Source organism: Streptomyces sp. NPDC050548, from assembly GCF_044457385.1.
Classification (GTDB): Bacteria; Actinomycetota; Actinomycetes; order Streptomycetales; family Streptomycetaceae; genus Streptomyces.
In genome coordinates this window covers 47058-63161 of record NZ_JBITGV010000029.1, presented here as the reverse complement: position 1 = coordinate 63161, position 16104 = coordinate 47058, and the positions used below count along the sequence as shown (strand labels likewise).

The window sequence follows — 16104 nt, the reverse complement described above, 5'->3', positions numbered from 1 at the left end:
CATGGATCTTGGACTGAAGGACCGCGTGTACGTCGTCACGGGGGCCACCCGTGGACTGGGCAACGCCGCCGCGCGCGAGCTGGTGGCCGACGGCGCGAAGGTCGTCGTCACCGGGCGGGACGAGAAGCGGGCCACCGAGGCGGCGGCCGCACTGGGGCCGAACGCGGTGGGCATCGCCGTCGACAATGCCGACGCGGAGGCGCCGGCTCGGCTGATCGCCGCCGCGCGGGAGCACTTCGGGGGCTTCGACGGCATTCTCGTGAGCGTCGGCGGGCCGCCGCCCGGGTTCGTCGCCGACACCACCGACGAGCAGTGGCAGGCCTCGTTCGAGTCGGTGTTCCTGGGCGCGGTACGGCTCGCCCGCGCGGCCGCCGGGGAGCTGGAGGCGGGCGGGGTCATCGGCTTCGTGCTGTCCGGTTCGGTGCACGAGCCGATCCCCGGGCTGACGATCTCGAACGCGCTGCGGCCCGGCCTGGCCGGTTTCGGCAAGTCCCTCGCGGACGAGCTGGGGCCGCGCGGCATCCGTGTCGTCGGACTGCTGCCCGCCCGCATCGACACGGACCGTGTGCGCGAGCTGGACGGCCTCTCCGCGGACCCGGAGGCCACCCGCGCGGCCAACGAGTCGCGGATCCCGCTGCGGCGGTACGGAACGCCGGACGAGTTCGGACGCGTGGCGGCGTTCCTGCTGTCGCCGGCCGCGTCCTATCTGACGGGGATCATGGTGCCGGTCGACGGCGGGATGCGGCACGGGTTCTGAGCCGACCGGTCCCCGGGCCCGTTCACGGCGTACCACCGCACACGGGTGATTTCTGGGACGTCCTGTTCCAGGACTCACCCAGGACGAGCTGGCTGACGGCGCCGCCAGTGGGACTCCGCGCGGAGGAGGCCAATGCTCCTCTGCTGCTGCGGACCCAGTTCCTGCCCGCCGGATCCGTGAACTCCAGCCACAGCGATGCCAGTTCGCCGTCCGTGAACCGCGCGGAGGGGAATCGACGACGCATGCTGTCCCGCAGGGCGGCATCGGGGATCTTGATCTGCCTGCACGGCGCCAGCGCGTACAGATCCCACCAGAGGTGCCTGTCGGGCAGGAACAGGCGCATCTGGACGGGATGAGGATTGCCGTTCATCACGACGACCTCGGACGGTGTCCGGTAGAAGTCGACTTGTTCGGCGGACGCCTTCCGGCTCGACTCGGCCGCGCTCCGCTCCACCTCATCGGCTCGCTGCTCGGCTCTGACGCCGAGCACCAGCCCTCCGAGCGCCGCGACGACGGTGAGCAGCGCGCCCACGCCTCGCCCGATCTCGGTCCAGGTCGGGACGCTTGCCGCGGTCGCCGCGGGATCAGCCGCCGCATCGCCGGAATCACCCGCAGGAGTCGGCTCGTCATCTGCCGGCTCGGGCTGTCCCCCGCCACTCGCTTCAGCCATGCACCCGAGGCTATAGGCGCGGTACCCGCCCCCGGAGCGCATGATCGGAACGGACGGATCATCGGCCCGAAGAGGACATCACCGGTCCGACCCGGGTGGCGAACAGTCAGGAAACCGGACCGTCAACTGACCCGCTCCGCACGGTGCTTGACCCCCGTCAGCTGTACCTCCGTCGGGAGTGCGTCCAGGCCCGCCGAGTCGCGGGCGTGGGCCAGGGCGTTGGCCGTCAGGTGGTCGAGGGCGACTCCGGGGTCCACATGGGGTTCCAGGCTGAGCTGGACGCGGGCCTCGGGTGCCGTGCGGGTGCCGGCGAGCCGCACGTGCGCGTGGGCCACGCCGTCCAGGTCGCCCGCGTCGGTGGCGAGGACGCCCTCCAGGGCCCGGCCCCGCAGCAGCGCGCCCTCGCCGTCGCCGGTGTGGACGGCGACCTCGGTGAGCCTGCGCCGCCGTAGGACCGCGACGAGCCACCACAGGGCCAGCAGGACGAGGACCGCGAGCGCGGCGAGGACCGTCGGCCACCACCAGCCGTCGGCCCGCCAGCGGGTCCGCCGGGCCTCGCTCAGCAGGACGTCGTGGCGCCCGTCGTAGATCCACCACGACGGCGGCTTCACGCCCAGTCCTACGGCCAGCGCGGAGCCGCCGAGCACGAGCAGTGCGAGACCGACGACAGCGGTCACCACCCGGTTGACGATCCTGAGCACCGGCCTCACCTCTTCCGTCCGGAACGGCCGACGTGCAGCGACAGCGCGAGTGGCCGGGCCAGCCCCAGACCGGTGATCGCGTCGCTGAGCACGGTGTCCAAGTCGGCCCGTACGTCGTCGAGTTCACGGAAATGGGACACCGCGCGGACATCGGCTTTCGTCCGGCTCGTGCGTACTCGGACCGACTGCACGCCCGAGACCTCCATGGCTCGGTCGCGCAGCACCATCGCGGCGGCGGAGCGTTGCAGGCCCGCCCGGACGTCGGCGTGGGTGCGGCGCATCGGCAGCACCTGGCGCAGGCCGGGCGTGAGTGCGAGCACGATCAGCCAGAGGCCGAGGGCGGCTGCGATGCCGGCGCCGACGAGGACCCAGGTGTCGTCGAGTGGCCGTTCGGCGAGTTGCCGGGTCAGTTCGCGGCGCCAGTGGGCGGAGGGCCGTTTGGCGCGCACGGCGGTGATGTCGTAGAGGAGGGCGCCCGCGCCGACGACCAGCAGGACGGCGACGATGCCCGCGGGGACGCGGCGCGTCGACCAGAAGCGGCCGTCCTTGCCGCCGCCGTCAACCAGGGGTGCGGGACCGCGGTCCGCCGCCGGGTCGTACCCGCCGTGTCCGGGGTCGTTCTCCTTCTCGATGACCGGTAGTCGTTGGGTCGTGCCTTCGGAGCCCTGGGGCTCGCTCATCGCGTCCTCCCCTGTGCCGCGCGGTGTGCCTGTGCCGGATGCAGCCGTTCCACCTGGACGGCGACCTCGGGCACCTCCATGCCCACCAACGCGCGTACCCGCTGAACCACCTGCCGACGCACCCGAAAACAGCGGTCGCCGATGTCGCAGGGATAGTCGAGTTCGAGGTGCACGCGCACGCGTACCGATTCGTGGTGTACGACGACGGTCGCATGCGGCGGCGCGGCGTCCGGGTGCAGTGGTCCCAGCGCCTCGCGCGCGGCCTGCGCGGCGATCTTCGCGACGACCCGGTCGGCGATCCGGGTGGCGCCCCGCTCGCCCGGCGCGACGACCGCCGGGGGTCTGCCTCGTTCGTCGACCGCGCCGGCCCCGCCGCTCACGGACGTCACCGCCGCCGGTCGTCGCGCGAGCGGAAGAAGTCGCCGAGTTCCAGGTCCCCTTCGAGGAACCGGCCGACGACGAACCCGATGGCGCCCAGGGCGGCCACCAGCAGAAACGCGCCGAACCCGCCGAAGTATCCGGCGAAGCCCAGCGCCATTCCGGCGATCATGCCGACCACGGCCCTGCTCATCCTGCGCTCCTCAGCTCGTTCGTCGGCCCGCTGTTCATGGGTTCATCCGTCGGTCCGGTCACTGGAGACGGGGCTCCGGTTCGTCGTCCTCCTCGTCGGGCAGCTTCACGTCGCTGACCGCGATGTTGACCTCGACGACTTCGAGTCCGGTCATCCGCTCCACGGCCGCGATGACGTTCTCCCGTACGGCCCGGGCCACATCCGCGATCGACACCCCGTAGTCGACGACGATCTCCAGATCGAGGGCGGTCTGCACCTCGCCGACCTCGGCCTTCACGCCCCGGGACACCGACTTCGAACCGCCGGGCACCCGGTCGCGCACGGCCCCGAAGGTGCGGGAGAGCCCGCTGCCCATGGCATGCACGCCCAGGACGTCCCGGGCGGCCAGCCCGGCGATCTTCTCCACGACCCCGTCGGCGATGGTGGTACGCCCTCGGGACGCCGGGTCGCCTCCGCCGCGTCTGGTGGGGGTCTTCCGGGTCTGCAGCGGCTCCCGCTCGCCGTCGGGGTCCTGCGTCCGGTTCCGCTCCGTCATGTCGGTCATCGCCGTACGTCCCTTTCGGTCGTCGTCCTTCGACCACGGTAAGTGCGGTTCCATTCTCCCGCGCCGGGGATGCGGCAGGCTGGAGGAATGACGGCGGACTCATGGACTGGGAATCAGGGGCGGCGCGCAGCGCCTTCGAATAGGGCGGTGGTGGGCGACGGGCGGGCGGTACGGCAGCAGTTGGGGCTCGGCAGGCTGTTGCCCCTGGGTGACCGGCGGGACGGCGCGTGGATCGCGGAGCGGGCGGCGGAGGCCGTGCTGCGGGGCGTGGCACAGCACGTAGAGGGCGTGCGGCTGGGCGCGCTGCGGATCGCGCTCGCGGATCCGGAGGACGTGCACGAGCCCGCCGTGCCACCGCCGCCGGGGGCCCTGCCGCCCGGGCCGCTGCGGATCACGGCGGACTTCGCGGCCGTGGCGACCGAGCCCCTTCCGGAGACCGCGTCCCGGCTGCGCGCGGCGCTGGCGGGGGCCGCTGTGGAGCGGCTCGGGCTGGTGGTGGCGGAGGTTGATCTACAGGTGACGGCCCTGCTGGACCATATGGACGACGTTGATCGTGTGGACGATGTGGATCGTTCCGCCGCCGACATTGATCATGTTGATGAAATTGACCAGATGGTCAATGTTGACGACGGCGGCGAGTCCCTGATCATCGCGGCCGCGCTCGGCGTCCCGGGCGTGACCCGGCTGACCGGTGCGCTGGGCGGGCTGGGGCGGGCGGTGCACATCGAGGAGCGGCAGGGCGAAGGAGCGCTGTCGCGGCTCCACGCGCGCGTGGAGATCGCCGTACGCGCGGACCACCGGGCCCTGGAGGTGGCCCGGGAGGTCCGCGCGAGGGTCGGCGAGGTGCTGCCCGGTCACCCGACCGTGGCGGTGCTCGTCACGAGGATCGACTGAACCACGATCGGCTGAGGTCTTATTCGCCGACGCCGGCCAGGTCCCGCAGTCGTCGGGCCTGGGCGGCCCGCTCGGCGGCGCGCTGGTCGTCGTACGCACGCCCCTGGACGCCCTGGAGCAGCGCCTTGGTCTCGATGACGGCGTCGCGCGGCGCAGCCAGCAGAGCTGTCGCGAGGTCGCGTACGGCGTCGTCGACCTGGTCGGCGGGCACGGCGATGTTGGCCAGGCCGGTGCTCACCGCTTCCTCGGCCGCGACGAAGCGCCCGGTCGCGCAGATCTCCAGCGCGCGGGCGTAGCCGACGAGCCCCACCAGCGGGTGGGTGCCGGTCAGGTCGGGCACCAGTCCGAGGCTGGTCTCGCGCATGGCGAACTGCACATCGTCGGCGACGACGCGCAGGTCACAGGCGAGCGCGAGTTGGAAGCCGGCCCCGATGGCATGCCCCTGTACGGCGGCGATGGACACGATGTCGCTGCGTCGCCACCAGGTGAAGCCCGCCTGGTACCCGGCGATGGCCTCGTCCAGCACGGCGTCACTGCTGTGCGCGAGGTCGATGAACGACGGTTCGCCGTCGAAGCCCTCGGGCGTGAACGCCTGCCGGTCGAGTCCGGCCGAGAAGGACTTGCCCTCGGCACGCAGCACCACGATTCGTACGGAGCCCGGCAGCAACCTCCCGGCCTCCGCCAACGCCCGCCACAGAGCAGGACTTTGAGCGTTGCGCTTGGCCGGGTTGGTCAGCGTCACCGTGGCGATCGCGTCGTCGACGGTGAGCCGTACGCCGTCCTTGTCGAGTACGGGACCGAGGTCCTTGTCGTCCTGTTCGGGCGAAGCCATGGGGCGCCTCCGATGTGTGCGGTCAACAGAGCAGAGCTAAGTGACTGCACAGTAACCACCCGGCCGGTCAGTCGTCCGACCGGGTGGTCACCATCGAAGCCGTTGAGCCGCTCGGGGTCAGGCCGAAGCCTTCTTGCCCCGGGTCGCCCCGCCACGCCCACGGAGCGTGACGCCCGACTCACTGAGCATCCGGTGGACGAAGCCATACGAGCGGCCGGTCTCCTCGGCCAGCGCCCGGATGCTCGCACCGGAGTCGTACTTCTTCTTCAGGTCTGCCGCGAGCTTGTCGCGCGCGGCGCCGGTTACCCGGCTGCCCTTCTTCAGAGTCTCGGCCACCCGTGCCTCCTCATGGGAAGTGCGCTCTTGGTCTCCTCATGATCACCCCTCCAAGCGTTCATGGCCACCCATTCGGCAAGGTCCGTGAGACAAGGTTTTGACGACAGGAGCGCGTCCCCACAAGTGGAATGTGGAATTCCGTACGGTCGCGTCCGCCCGGCCGAACGAGTTGCTCCGCGAAACACCTGGTCAGAGACGCGGAACGGCCGAGCCCTTGTCGATAAAGGACTCGGCCGGAAAATCGGTGTACGACACACCTCGGTACGAGGAGATCTCACACAGATGGTGGATCACCGGTAGGCCGAATGATCCATACGCCGTTGATCAAGCATTCGATCAAGCCTGTTCGATCAGGCCAGGGCGACGAGATCCGCGTAGTCCGCGCCCCACAGGTCCTCGACTCCGTCCGGCAGCAGGATGATCCGCTCCGGCTGCAGAGCCTCCACGGCTCCCTCGTCGTGGGTGACGAGGACGACGGCGCCCTTGTAGGTGCTCAGCGCCCCGAGGATCTCCGCACGGCTGGCCAGGTCGAGGTTGTTCGTCGGCTCGTCCAGGAGCAGGACGTTCGCCGCGGACACGACCAGGGTGGCGAGGGCGAGGCGGGTCTTCTCACCGCCGGAGAGGACCCCGGCGGGCTTGTCGACGTCGTCTCCGGAGAACAGGAACGAGCCGAGCGTCTTACGGACCTCGACCAGGTCCAGGTCGGGGGCGGCGGAGCGCATGTTCTCCAGGACCGTGCGCTCCGGGTCGAGGGTCTCGTGCTCCTGCGCGTAGTAGCCGAGCTTGAGGCCGTGCCCCTTGATGACCTCGCCGGTGTCCGGTTCCTCGACACCGCCGAGGAGCTTCAGGAGGGTCGTCTTGCCGGCGCCGTTCAGGCCGAGGATGACGACGCGCGAGCCCTTGTCGATGGCCAGGTCGACGTCGGTGAAGATCTCCAGGGAGCCGTAGGACTTCGACAGGCCCTCCGCCATGAGCGGGGTCTTGCCGCAGGGCGAGGGCTCCGGGAAGCGCAGTTTGGCGACCTTGTCGGAGACGCGCACGGCTTCCAGCCCGGCGAGCAGCCGGTCGGCGCGCTTGGCCATGTTCTGCGCGGCGACCGTCTTGGTGGCCTTGGCGCGCATCTTGTCGGCCTGCGAGTGCAGGGCGGCGGCCTTCTTCTCGGCGTTCTGCCGCTCGCGCTTGCGGCGCTTCTCGTCGGCCTCGCGCTGCTGCTGGTAGAGCTTCCAGCCCATGTTGTAGACGTCGATCTGGGCGCGGTTGGCGTCCAGATAGAACACCTTGTTGACGACGGTCTCCACGAGGTCGGCGTCGTGGGAGATCACGATGAAGCCGCCGCGGTACGTCTTCAGGTAGTCGCGCAGCCAGACGATCGAGTCGGCGTCGAGGTGGTTCGTCGGCTCGTCGAGCAGCAGCGTGTCCGCGTCGGAGAACAGGATGCGGGCCAGCTCGATACGGCGGCGCTGACCGCCGGAGAGCGTGTGCAGGGGCTGGCCGAGCACCCGGTCGGGCAGGTTGAGCGCGGCGGCGATGGTGGCGGCCTCGGCCTCGGCGGAGTAGCCGCCCTTGGTGAGGAACTCGGTCTCCTGGCGCTCGTACTGGCGCATGGCCTTGTCGCGGGTGGCGCCGCTGCCGTTGGCGATGCGCTGTTCGTTCTCCCGCATCTTGCGGATCAGGGTGTCCAGGCCGCGCGCGGAGAGGATGCGGTCGCTGGCGAGCACGTCCAGGTCGCCGGTGCGGGGGTCCTGCGGGAGGTAGCCGACCTCGCCGGAGCGGGTGACGGTGCCGCCGGCGGGCTGTCCCTCACCGGCCAGGACCTTGGTCAGGGTGGTCTTGCCGGCGCCGTTGCGGCCGACCAGGCCGATGCGGTCGCCCTTGGCGATGCGGAAGGTCGCGGACTCGATGAGGACGCGGGCGCCGGCGCGCAGCTCGATACCGGAGGCGGAGATCACGGTCAGACTCCAGAGCGGGGTCGTAGGCGGAAGGGGCGGCTGAGGACGTTCCCGCCGTCTAATGCGCGAGGAGAATGGCCATGGGCCAAGTCTAACGGGGCAATGCAAGCGTTTTTCCGGTGCGCGGGTGTGTTCGGCGCCACCAAGGACGTCCCCCGTTCGGCCGATCGCCCGGCGCCCCCGCGCGGGCCGCGGGCGAGGATGGGCGCCAGGGGGTCCACACGCGCGGAGAGCGGGCCCATGCAGTTCGACGACGACGCCGATCTGGACACCTCCGAGGTGCAGGACGTGCGCGGCAGCCGGATTCCCGGCGGGCGCGCGACCGTGGGCGGGGGCCTCGCGGGGCTGATCGCACTCCTCCTGGGGCTGTTCTTCGGCGTCGGCCCCGACAACCTGGGGTTGTCGTCGGGCAGCGACTCACCTGCGGCGACCGCGTCCTCGCCGGCCCAGGTGCAGTCGAGCTGCCGTACCGGACAGGACGCGAACACCAAGGAGGACTGCCGCATCGTGGCGGTGGTCAACAGCGTGCAGGACTTCTGGGCGCAGGAGTTCGCGCGGCGCGGCGGGACATACACCCGCTCACTCACGGTCTTCTTCAGCGGACAGGTCGCCACCGCGTGCGGGACGGCGACCTCGGCGGTGGGGCCGTTCTACTGTCCGGGCGACCGGAAGGTCTATCTGGACCTGGGGTTCTTCGACGAGCTGCGGACGAAGTTCGGCTCCAGCGGCGGCCCGTTCGCGCAGGCGTATGTCGTGGCGCACGAGTACGGGCACCACGTGCAGGACCTGATGGGCACGCTCAGCCGGTCGCAGGACGGGCGGACCGGCGCCAACAGCAACGCGGTGCGGGTCGAACTGCAGGCGGACTGCTACGCGGGGGTCTGGGCGCATCACGCGACGACCACGAAGGACGAGTCGACCGGACGACCGCTGATCACCAGCCTCACGGAGGCCGACATCCGGGACGGGCTGGACGCGGCGGCGGCCGTGGGCGACGACCGGATCCAGGAGCGGTTCCAGGGCCGGGTCACGCCGGAGACCTGGACGCACGGGTCGGCGGCGCAGCGCCAGCAGTGGTTCCACCAGGGCTACCGGACCGGGGACATGGCGCGGTGCGACACCTTCCGCTGACGGCCGGGGCGCCGGTGCGCGGGGCGTTGTCAGTGGCGGGTGCAAGACTCGTCGAAAGCGATCAAAGCGGCGAAAACGCCAAGAGGACCCGACACCCGGTACCCGATGCACAAGGAAGTGATCGGCATGACAGGCAAGGACAGCGGGCGTCCCAGCATCTACCCGTCGCTGCTGTACACGGACGCGAAGGCGGCGATCCGGCAGCTCACGGAGGCCTTCGGCTTCACCGAACTCGCGGTGTACGAGGGCGAGGACGGCTCGGTGACGCACGCCGAGCTGGTGCAGGGCAACGGCGCGGTGATGCTCGGCTCCAAGGGCCGCGGCGGGCGTTTCGACGAGGCGATGAAGAGCGCGGGACCCGTCGGGGTGTACCTCGTCGTGGACGACGTCGACGCCCACCACCGACGGGCCGTGGAGCACGGCGCGGAGATCCTGATGCCCCCGACGGACCAGGAGTACGGATCCCGGGACTACATGGCCCGGGACATCGAGGGCAACATCTGGAGCTTCGGTACCTACGCCCCGGAGATACCCGGGACGGCAGGTGCCTGACCCGGCCTAGCTGCCCCCTGTGTGCACCTGGAAGGCGGCCCGGCGCACGGCCTTGGCCAGCGCCGGGTCGGGGTGGGCGGCGGCGAGCGCGACCAGGACCTGCACGGTGCGCGGGTGGCCCACGGCGCGCACCTCGTCGAGGAGCATGGGCACGGTCGGCTGGATCGCGGACTCCAGGTGGCGCACGAGCAGCGGGGCCTCCCCGTGATCGGCGACCGCGGCGGCGGTGTCGACCCACATCCAGGTGGCCTCCTCGCGGGTGAGGACCTCGTGGGCGTCCTCCGGATCGATCCCGTCGTGCTCCGCGAGCCACAGCAGGGCGTACGGCCGCAGTGTCGCCTCGTCCACCGCCGCGCGGACGTCGGGCTCGGCGGGGGCTCCGACGACGCGCAGCGCCTCGAAGGCGAGGCCGCGCAGCAGGGCGTCCTCACCGCGGGCGGCGTCGATCAGCTCGCCGACCGCGCTGCCCACGGTGCGGGCGGCGAGCCAGGCGCGGTACTCGGCGCGGGCGGCGTTCGGGCGGAGCTGGGAGCAGCCGCGGAGCATGTCCTCGGCGGACTGCTCGATGTTCCCGGCGGGGCTCTGCGCGGCCACGCAGATCTGCTCCAGCTTGACCCAGACCGCCCAGCTGCCGAGCGGGGTGAGGGTGGCCTGGGCATCGCCGTAGGTGAGGGCACCGACGGAGGCGAGGGCGTGCAGGGCCCAGTCGAGGAGGGGATCGAGAGGGGCGTCGGCGGCGGCCGACGGCTGCTGGACCGGCTCGGGCTGCGGGCCGTAGGGGATCTCGCAGCGCTCGGTGCGCAGTTCGGTGACGCGCTGTTCGAGGAGGTCGAGGAGCTGGGCGACGGGGACGGGCCCGGCGGACAGCTGGAGGAAGGAGAGCACCTGAGGCATGGCAGAGACGACCTCGGCGACGGCTGAGGGCTCGTGCTCCCGTGGTTCCGGGTGGGCGAGCGACCAGGCGTCGAAGAGGGCGACCCAGCCGCGCAGTACGGCGCTGTCGTCGCGGTCCCAGGCACGCAGCCGCCAGCCGGGGCGGGCGCTGTCGCCATGCACCTCGACGAGGCCGGCGAGACGGGCGGTGTCCCAGTCGGCGCGGACCTGGGCCGGAGTCAGACCCAGGTCCTGGGCCGCGAGTTCGGCGGTCGCCTCGGAGAGGGTGCCTTTGCCGTCGGGGCTCGCGCCGTCACGGCCGGGTCGTAGTGCGGCGTCGGCCCAGTGGGCGACGCGGGCCGCTCCGGCCAGGCCGGAGCGTGCCATTCTGGCCAGTTCCGCGGGGGCCGGTGTGCCCTCCGGAGGGCGGGGTGCGGGGCGGCGCGAGCGCCGCTGGTTCATCGCTCGGGGGGCGGCGGCCAGGGGTCGCGGGCGGACGAGTCGAAGCCTGGAGTCGCGCGGGATACGGGACGTCACGGGTGCAGTCTTCCGGTTGACGGTCCGAAAACCCAAACGGAATGTCACGGCGGGCGACGGGGAGGGCCAAGGCAGGGGGTCCCGCGGGCTGCTGGGGGCCGGGTTCAGGCCAGTGGTACAGGGCTAAACGGAAGGTCGGAAGGGGGGTGGGCCGGTGAGTGGGCCGGGGTCACATCAGCGGAGTCAGGAAGCGGCGCAGGATCTCCTCGTAGGTTGCCGGGTCGGCGTTCCACATGGCGCCGTGCGGGGCCCGGGCGACCGGCTGGAGGGTGATCAGGGCGGGGCGGCGGGCGGCGAGGCGGCGGGAGAGGGACCAGGGGGCGACGGTGTCGTCGGGTCCGTGGAAGATCAGGGTCGGGACCCTGAGCCGGCCGGGGTCGGCGGCCTCGGCGATGCGGTCGCCGTGCAGACCGGTGCGGCCCTGGGCGGCGCGGACCGCGAGCGGCAGCAGCGCGCCCGGGGTGTGCCGGGCGGTGGCGAGGGCGCGCAGCGTGGTCTCCCAGTCCAGCACCGGCGAGTCGAGCACCAGGCCGGAGACGCGGTCGCGCATCCCGGAGTGGGCGGCGGCGCGCAGCGCCATGGTGGCGCCGGTGGACCAGCCGTAGAGGACGACGTGCTCGGCGCCGTAGCGCACGGCGTAGCGGATCGCGGCGTCCAGGTCGCGCCACTCGGTCTCGCCGAGATGGTTGAGGCCGTCGGGATTGCGGGGTGCGCCGAGGTCGCCGCGGTAGGCGGGGGCAAGGACCGGGAAGCGGTTGCGGTGCAGGAACTCCATGACGTTCAGGGCGAGTTCGCGGGTGGTGGCCAGGCCGTGCACCGCGATCACCCAGGTGCCGCGCGCTCCGGGTACGAACCAGGCGGGCAGGGAGCCGAGTTCACCGGGGATGTCGATGTCGGCGTGGTCGAGGCCGAGGGCGGCGCTCGGGTTGCCGATGTGGACGTTGGGCGTGAGCCACACCTTGTCGCGGGGGTGCAGCGTGCCGTGGGTGACGCGTTCGAGGCGGCGTACGACGGTGTCGGCGATGGGGGTCCCCCCGGTCGAGCGAAGCCGAGACCGGGGGAGGGACGCCGTGTCGATCACGGGGCCTACGACCGCGTGGGAGCCGTCACCGGCGAGGCCGTAGGTGCCGGGGCGCAGGGAGGCCAGGTCCCGGGTGAGGGTGATCTGTCCGGCGGCGGTGGCGTGCACCGTGAGCCGGGGTTCGGTCGGCAGGGGACGGCCGGGCGGCGCCTTGAGTGCGGCGTCGCTGGCGTACCGGCCGGCGGCGACGCCCACCGCACCGGCCGCGAGGGCCACGGAGACGGCCGCGGCCGTCGCTTTGACTGTGCGCACGGCTCCAGTGTCCCGGCGGACCCGGCTACCGGCCAGCCGGAGGAGGCGCCGGATGGACGCGGGCCCGGGAAGAGCCGGGGCGGAGCGGGAACAGCCGCGTCAGCCGTCTCGGTTCCGTCGCCCCCTTCAGCCGACTCGGTTCCATCCGCCCCGACAGCCGTCCCGGTACCGCCGCCCCCGCCAACCGTCAGCCCCGCCGACCCGCCGCGGTCGCCAACCCGTCAGCCCCGCCAACCCGCCCACCGATCTCACCCCCGCTGCCCGTACCCCCGCAACCGCTCCCCCGCCTCCGCCACCTGCTCCCCCGACAGCAGCGTCGGCGACAGTCCGGGCACCGACGACGCCGTCAGCCACAACCGGCACATCCACTCCAGCTGGGCCGTACGGTCGAATGCCTGGTCCAGGGAGTTGCCGTAGGCGATCGTGCCGTGGTTCTGGAGGAGGCAGGCGGAGCGGTCGGCGAGGGCGTGGAGCATGTTCTCGGCCAACTCCTCGGTGCCGTATGTCGCATACGGGGCAACCCGGACCGGGCCGCCGAGGGCGCCGGACATGTAGTGGACCGAGGGGAGTTCGGGGACGAGGGTCGAGACGGCCGTCGCGTGGACGGCGTGGGTGTGGACGACGGCGTGGGCGTCGGTGCTGCGGTATACGGCGAGATGCATGGGCAGTTCGCTCGTCGGGAGGAGGGCGCCGAGGACCTGTCGGCCGTCGAGGTCGACGCCGACCGTGTCGTCGGGTGTCAGCCGGTCGTAGCGGACACCCGAGGGCGTGACCAGGACGATGTCGCCGACGCGCACCGAGACGTTCCCCGAGGTGCCGACCACCAGGCCGTCGGACACCGTCCGGCGGGCCGTCACGACGAGTTCGTCCCAGGCGTCCGCCTCCTCGGCGTGCACACGCCTCCGCCAGGGCTCCCCCACAGCCTGTGCGTCCTCGCGGGCATCCCGCCCGCCCCGCTTGTCCCGTTCGTCCCGCCGCCGCTCAGCCATGCCGCGATCCTGCCAGCCGGTTCCCCAACACGCGCTCGGGCCGGGGCACTTTAAGCCGGAAGCCGCGCATCCGAAAGAGTACATATAGGCATGTAACGCCCACTCAAGCCGCTTGGCTGGAGACCGATCGGCGTCGACAGATCTTCCAATAGCCTCTGGGGGATTTGTCGTGCACGTCGCCATTCCCGGGGGAAACATGGCCCGTGATCGCAAACCGCCCCGCCGCCGCACGCACCGCGGCACCCGTCACCGCGCCCGCCTCGTCGCGGCCGCCGTCGCCGCACTCACCGCAGGCGGAACCGCACTCGCGCTCGCGTTCGCCGAGATTCCGGCCGCCGCCGCGAGTCCCGCCAAGGGCCACGACGTCTCCTCGCACCAGAAGAACGTCGACTGGCCGAGCGCGAAGGCGAAGGGCGCCACGTTCGTCTACGTCAAGGCGACCGAGTCCACCGACTACGTCAGCCCCTACTTCGCCCGGCAGTACAACGGCGCCCGCGCCGCCGGCATCGTCCGGGGCGCGTACCACTTCGCGCTTCCGGACAAGTCGTCGGGCGCGGCCCAGGCCGCCTACTTCGTGGCGCACGGCGGCGGCTGGAAGGCGGACGGCTGGACGCTGCCGCCGGCGCTCGACATCGAATACAACCCGTACGACAGCAAGCACGGCTGCTACGGCCTGGGCAAGGCGAAGATGGTCGGCTGGATCAAGGCCTTCAGCGCCGAGGTGAAGCGCGAGACCGGCCGCCGTCCGGTGATCTACACGACCGCCCACTGGTGGAACACCTGCACGGGCAGCAGCACCGCCCTGGCCTCGACACACGCGCTGTGGATCGCCCGCCACGAGTCGGCGGACGCGGGCTCACTGCCCGCCGGCTGGTCGTACTGGACCTTCTGGCAGTACGACAACAGCGGGAGCCTGCCGGGTGATCAGAATCTCTTCAACGGGACGACGAGCCAACTGAAGAAGTTCGCCCGGGGTTACTAGGCCGTACAGACACTCCAGAGACCCCCTCAGTTCATCTTCCGTTCACTCAGGTTTCCTACGGTCAACGCACCAATGACTTCGAACGATTGCCTGGGTAAATGGAAAGCTTCTCGCTGATTCTCGCGATTGTGGTGGTCACCGCACTCGCGTTCGATTTCACGAACGGTTTCCACGACACCGCCAACGCGATGGCCACCACCATCTCGACCGGTGCACTCAAGCCCAAGGTCGCGGTGGCCATGTCGGCCACCCTCAACCTGGTGGGCGCTTTTCTCTCCGTGGAGGTCGCCAACACGATCTCCAAGGGTCTTGTCGACGAGAGCGGCATCCGTCCCGAGGTCATCTTCGCCGCCCTGGTCGGCGCGATCCTCTGGAACCTGGTGACCTGGCTCGTCGGCCTTCCGTCCAGTTCCTCGCACGCCCTGATGGGCGGTCTGATCGGCGCCACCATCGCCTCGGCCGGCACCGGCGCGGTCCACGGCGACGTCCTGGTCACCAAGGTGCTGCTGCCCGCGGTCGCCGCCCCGATCGTCGCGGGCGTCGCGGCGATGCTCGCCACCCGCTTCTCCTACACGCTGAGCCGGAACGCGGACGGCAAGGCCGCCGACAAGGGCTTCCGCGTCGGCCAGATCGCCTCGGCCGGCCTGGTCTCGCTGGCCCACGGCACGAACGACGCGCAGAAGACGATGGGCATCATCACCCTCGCGCTGATCGCCGGCGGTTCCATCGCCCCCGACTCGGACCCGCCCACCTGGGTCATCCTCTCCGCGGGCCTCGCCATCGCGATGGGCACGTACATCGGCGGCTGGCGCATCATCCGCACCATGGGCAAGGGCCTGACCGACCTCCGGCCGCAGCAGGGCTTCGCCGCCCAGACCAGCGCCGCCGCGGTCATCCTGGCCTCCTCGCACATCGGCTTCTCGCTCTCCACCACGCACGCCGTCTCCGGCTCGGTGATGGGCGCGGGCCTGGGCCGCAAGGGCGGTGTCGTCCGCTGGTCGACCGCGACCCGGATGTTCGTGGCCTGGGGTCTGACGCTGCCGGCCGCCGCGCTGGTCGGCGCGCTCGCCGAGTCCGTGACCGACCTCGGCGACTGGGGCACCGCACTGGTGGCCGTCTTCCTGGTCGCCTCCAGCACCGCGATCTGGCTGTTCTCCCGCCGCCAGGTGGTCGACGCCTCGAACGTCAACGAGTTCGAGGAGCCGGCCGGCGTGGTCACCGCCGCGATCGCCGCCGTCACCCCGCCCCCGTCGGTCGCCCTCTCCGAAGGCCTCACTGCGACGATCCCCTCGCCGCCCGTGACCCCGGCCCCCGTCGCCACGCCCGACCCGGCCACCCCGGCGACCCCGCCGGCCGCCGCCGTCTGAGCCCGCGCCCCCGGTTAGAAGGAACGAATCAGCATGGACATCGACTGGGCAGCCCTCGGCTCCGTCTTCGGCGTCAGCCTCGTGGCCACCGTGGCCCTGGTGGCCGTCTTCACCCTCGGCATCACCGCCCTCTCGCGCCGCGAACGGGCCACCGCCCAGGGCGACTCCGCGACCCTCGCCCTGACCGGTGCGTACGCCTGCTTCGCGGCCTGCGCGGCGGCGGTGGCGTACGGGATCTACATCATCGTGGCCTGACCGGCCGCCAGTTGGACCCACCGTGGGGGGGGGGGGGGGGGGGGGGGGGGGGGGGGGGGCGCGGCCCGCCCGCCCCCCCCCCCCCCCCCCCCCCCCCGCCCGCGCCGCCCCCCCCCCCCCCCCCCCCCCCCCCCCCCCCCCCCCCCCAACA

General features: G+C 71.8%; 19 protein-coding genes. 7 read left to right on the top strand and 12 right to left on the bottom strand.

Annotated elements, in window-relative coordinates; genetic code table 11:
* The first annotated feature begins 1 nt into the window (after position 1).
* Positions 2 to 757 carry an SDR family oxidoreductase gene (locus ACIBJH_RS45615; protein WP_399122914.1) on the top strand — a complete coding sequence of 252 codons (756 nt, stop codon included), beginning with the start codon at positions 2 to 4 and terminating at the stop codon, positions 755 to 757.
* Between the two features lie 22 nt (positions 758 to 779).
* On the opposite strand, the gene ACIBJH_RS45610 is transcribed toward ACIBJH_RS45615, so the two are convergent.
* From ACIBJH_RS45610 to ACIBJH_RS45585, 6 genes are all read right to left on the bottom strand, one after another.
* The gene (locus tag ACIBJH_RS45610) at positions 780 to 1427 is read right to left on the bottom strand and encodes a hypothetical protein (protein WP_399122913.1); all 648 of its coding nucleotides are present in this window, start codon (positions 1425 to 1427) and stop codon (positions 780 to 782) included.
* Between the two features lie 122 nt (positions 1428 to 1549).
* The gene (gene amaP / locus ACIBJH_RS45605) at positions 1550 to 2128 is read right to left on the bottom strand and encodes an alkaline shock response membrane anchor protein AmaP (protein ID WP_399122911.1); all 579 of its coding nucleotides are present in this window, start codon (positions 2126 to 2128) and stop codon (positions 1550 to 1552) included.
* A gap of 5 nt (positions 2129 to 2133) precedes the next feature.
* Positions 2134 to 2808 carry a DUF6286 domain-containing protein gene (locus ACIBJH_RS45600; protein ID WP_399122910.1) on the bottom strand — a complete coding sequence of 225 codons (675 nt, stop codon included), beginning with the start codon at positions 2806 to 2808 and terminating at the stop codon, positions 2134 to 2136.
* Positions 2805 to 3197, bottom strand: a complete 393-nt coding sequence (locus ACIBJH_RS45595; RefSeq protein WP_399122909.1) for a hypothetical protein — start codon at positions 3195 to 3197, stop codon at positions 2805 to 2807. The genes ACIBJH_RS45600 and ACIBJH_RS45595 overlap by 4 nt, the downstream gene beginning before the upstream one ends.
* Entirely contained in the window at positions 3194 to 3379 is a 186-nt protein-coding gene (locus ACIBJH_RS45590; protein ID WP_019060657.1) for a hypothetical protein, read from the bottom strand. Before ACIBJH_RS45590 ends, ACIBJH_RS45595 begins: the two co-directional genes overlap by 4 nt.
* A 58-nt stretch (positions 3380 to 3437) precedes the next feature.
* Positions 3438 to 3923, bottom strand: coding sequence for an Asp23/Gls24 family envelope stress response protein (locus ACIBJH_RS45585; protein WP_399122907.1), 486 nt, complete (start codon positions 3921 to 3923; stop codon positions 3438 to 3440).
* Between the two features lie 87 nt (positions 3924 to 4010).
* On the opposite strand from ACIBJH_RS45585, the gene ACIBJH_RS45580 reads away from it, so the two are divergent.
* Positions 4011 to 4817 (top strand): nucleopolyhedrovirus P10 family protein, encoded by an 807-nt coding sequence (locus ACIBJH_RS45580; protein WP_399122906.1) that lies wholly within the window; start codon positions 4011 to 4013, stop codon positions 4815 to 4817.
* Positions 4818 to 4836: 19 nt separating this feature from the next.
* Here ACIBJH_RS45580 and ACIBJH_RS45575 read toward each other — a convergent pair whose 3' ends face one another.
* From ACIBJH_RS45575 to ACIBJH_RS45565, 3 genes are all read right to left on the bottom strand, one after another.
* A complete protein-coding gene (locus ACIBJH_RS45575; RefSeq protein WP_399122905.1) occupies positions 4837 to 5649 on the bottom strand; it encodes an enoyl-CoA hydratase/isomerase family protein in 813 nt (270 codons plus the stop codon).
* Positions 5650 to 5766: 117 nt separating this feature from the next.
* Positions 5767 to 5985: a helix-turn-helix domain-containing protein gene (locus ACIBJH_RS45570; protein ID WP_019060653.1), complete on the bottom strand. Its 219-nt coding sequence runs from the start codon at positions 5983 to 5985 to the stop codon at positions 5767 to 5769.
* A 350-nt stretch (positions 5986 to 6335) separates the two neighbouring features.
* Positions 6336 to 7934 (bottom strand): ABC-F family ATP-binding cassette domain-containing protein, encoded by a 1599-nt coding sequence (locus tag ACIBJH_RS45565; protein WP_200711722.1) that lies wholly within the window; start codon positions 7932 to 7934, stop codon positions 6336 to 6338.
* A gap of 240 nt (positions 7935 to 8174) precedes the next feature.
* On the opposite strand from ACIBJH_RS45565, the gene ACIBJH_RS45560 reads away from it, so the two are divergent.
* Positions 8175 to 9065 carry a neutral zinc metallopeptidase gene (locus ACIBJH_RS45560; RefSeq protein ID WP_399122904.1) on the top strand — a complete coding sequence of 297 codons (891 nt, stop codon included), beginning with the start codon at positions 8175 to 8177 and terminating at the stop codon, positions 9063 to 9065.
* A 126-nt stretch (positions 9066 to 9191) separates the two neighbouring features.
* The gene (locus ACIBJH_RS45555; protein ID WP_399122903.1) at positions 9192 to 9617 is read left to right on the top strand and encodes a VOC family protein; all 426 of its coding nucleotides are present in this window, start codon (positions 9192 to 9194) and stop codon (positions 9615 to 9617) included.
* Positions 9618 to 9623: 6 nt separating this feature from the next.
* Here ACIBJH_RS45555 and ACIBJH_RS45550 read toward each other — a convergent pair whose 3' ends face one another.
* From ACIBJH_RS45550 to ACIBJH_RS45540, 3 genes are all read right to left on the bottom strand, one after another.
* On the bottom strand, positions 9624 to 11027 hold the full coding sequence (locus ACIBJH_RS45550; protein ID WP_399122902.1) for a hypothetical protein: 1404 nt from the start codon (positions 11025 to 11027) through the stop codon (positions 9624 to 9626).
* 169 nt (positions 11028 to 11196) lie between these two features.
* The gene (locus tag ACIBJH_RS45545) at positions 11197 to 12360 is read right to left on the bottom strand and encodes an alpha/beta hydrolase family protein (protein WP_399122901.1); all 1164 of its coding nucleotides are present in this window, start codon (positions 12358 to 12360) and stop codon (positions 11197 to 11199) included.
* 248 nt (positions 12361 to 12608) lie between these two features.
* On the bottom strand, positions 12609 to 13349 hold the full coding sequence (locus ACIBJH_RS45540) for a class II aldolase/adducin family protein (RefSeq protein ID WP_399122900.1): 741 nt from the start codon (positions 13347 to 13349) through the stop codon (positions 12609 to 12611).
* A 196-nt stretch (positions 13350 to 13545) separates the two neighbouring features.
* Between ACIBJH_RS45540 and ACIBJH_RS45535 the strand changes: the two genes are divergently transcribed.
* The 3 genes from ACIBJH_RS45535 to ACIBJH_RS45525 all read left to right on the top strand — a co-directional run bounded on the left by ACIBJH_RS45535 (position 13546) and on the right by ACIBJH_RS45525 (position 15953).
* Positions 13546 to 14331 (top strand): lysozyme, encoded by a 786-nt coding sequence (locus ACIBJH_RS45535; RefSeq protein ID WP_399122899.1) that lies wholly within the window; start codon positions 13546 to 13548, stop codon positions 14329 to 14331.
* Positions 14332 to 14429: 98 nt separating this feature from the next.
* Positions 14430 to 15698 carry an anion permease gene (locus ACIBJH_RS45530; protein ID WP_399122898.1) on the top strand — a complete coding sequence of 423 codons (1269 nt, stop codon included), beginning with the start codon at positions 14430 to 14432 and terminating at the stop codon, positions 15696 to 15698.
* Between the two features lie 33 nt (positions 15699 to 15731).
* On the top strand, positions 15732 to 15953 hold the full coding sequence (locus ACIBJH_RS45525; RefSeq protein ID WP_388115118.1) for a hypothetical protein: 222 nt from the start codon (positions 15732 to 15734) through the stop codon (positions 15951 to 15953).
* The last annotated feature ends 151 nt before the right edge of the window (positions 15954 to 16104 follow it).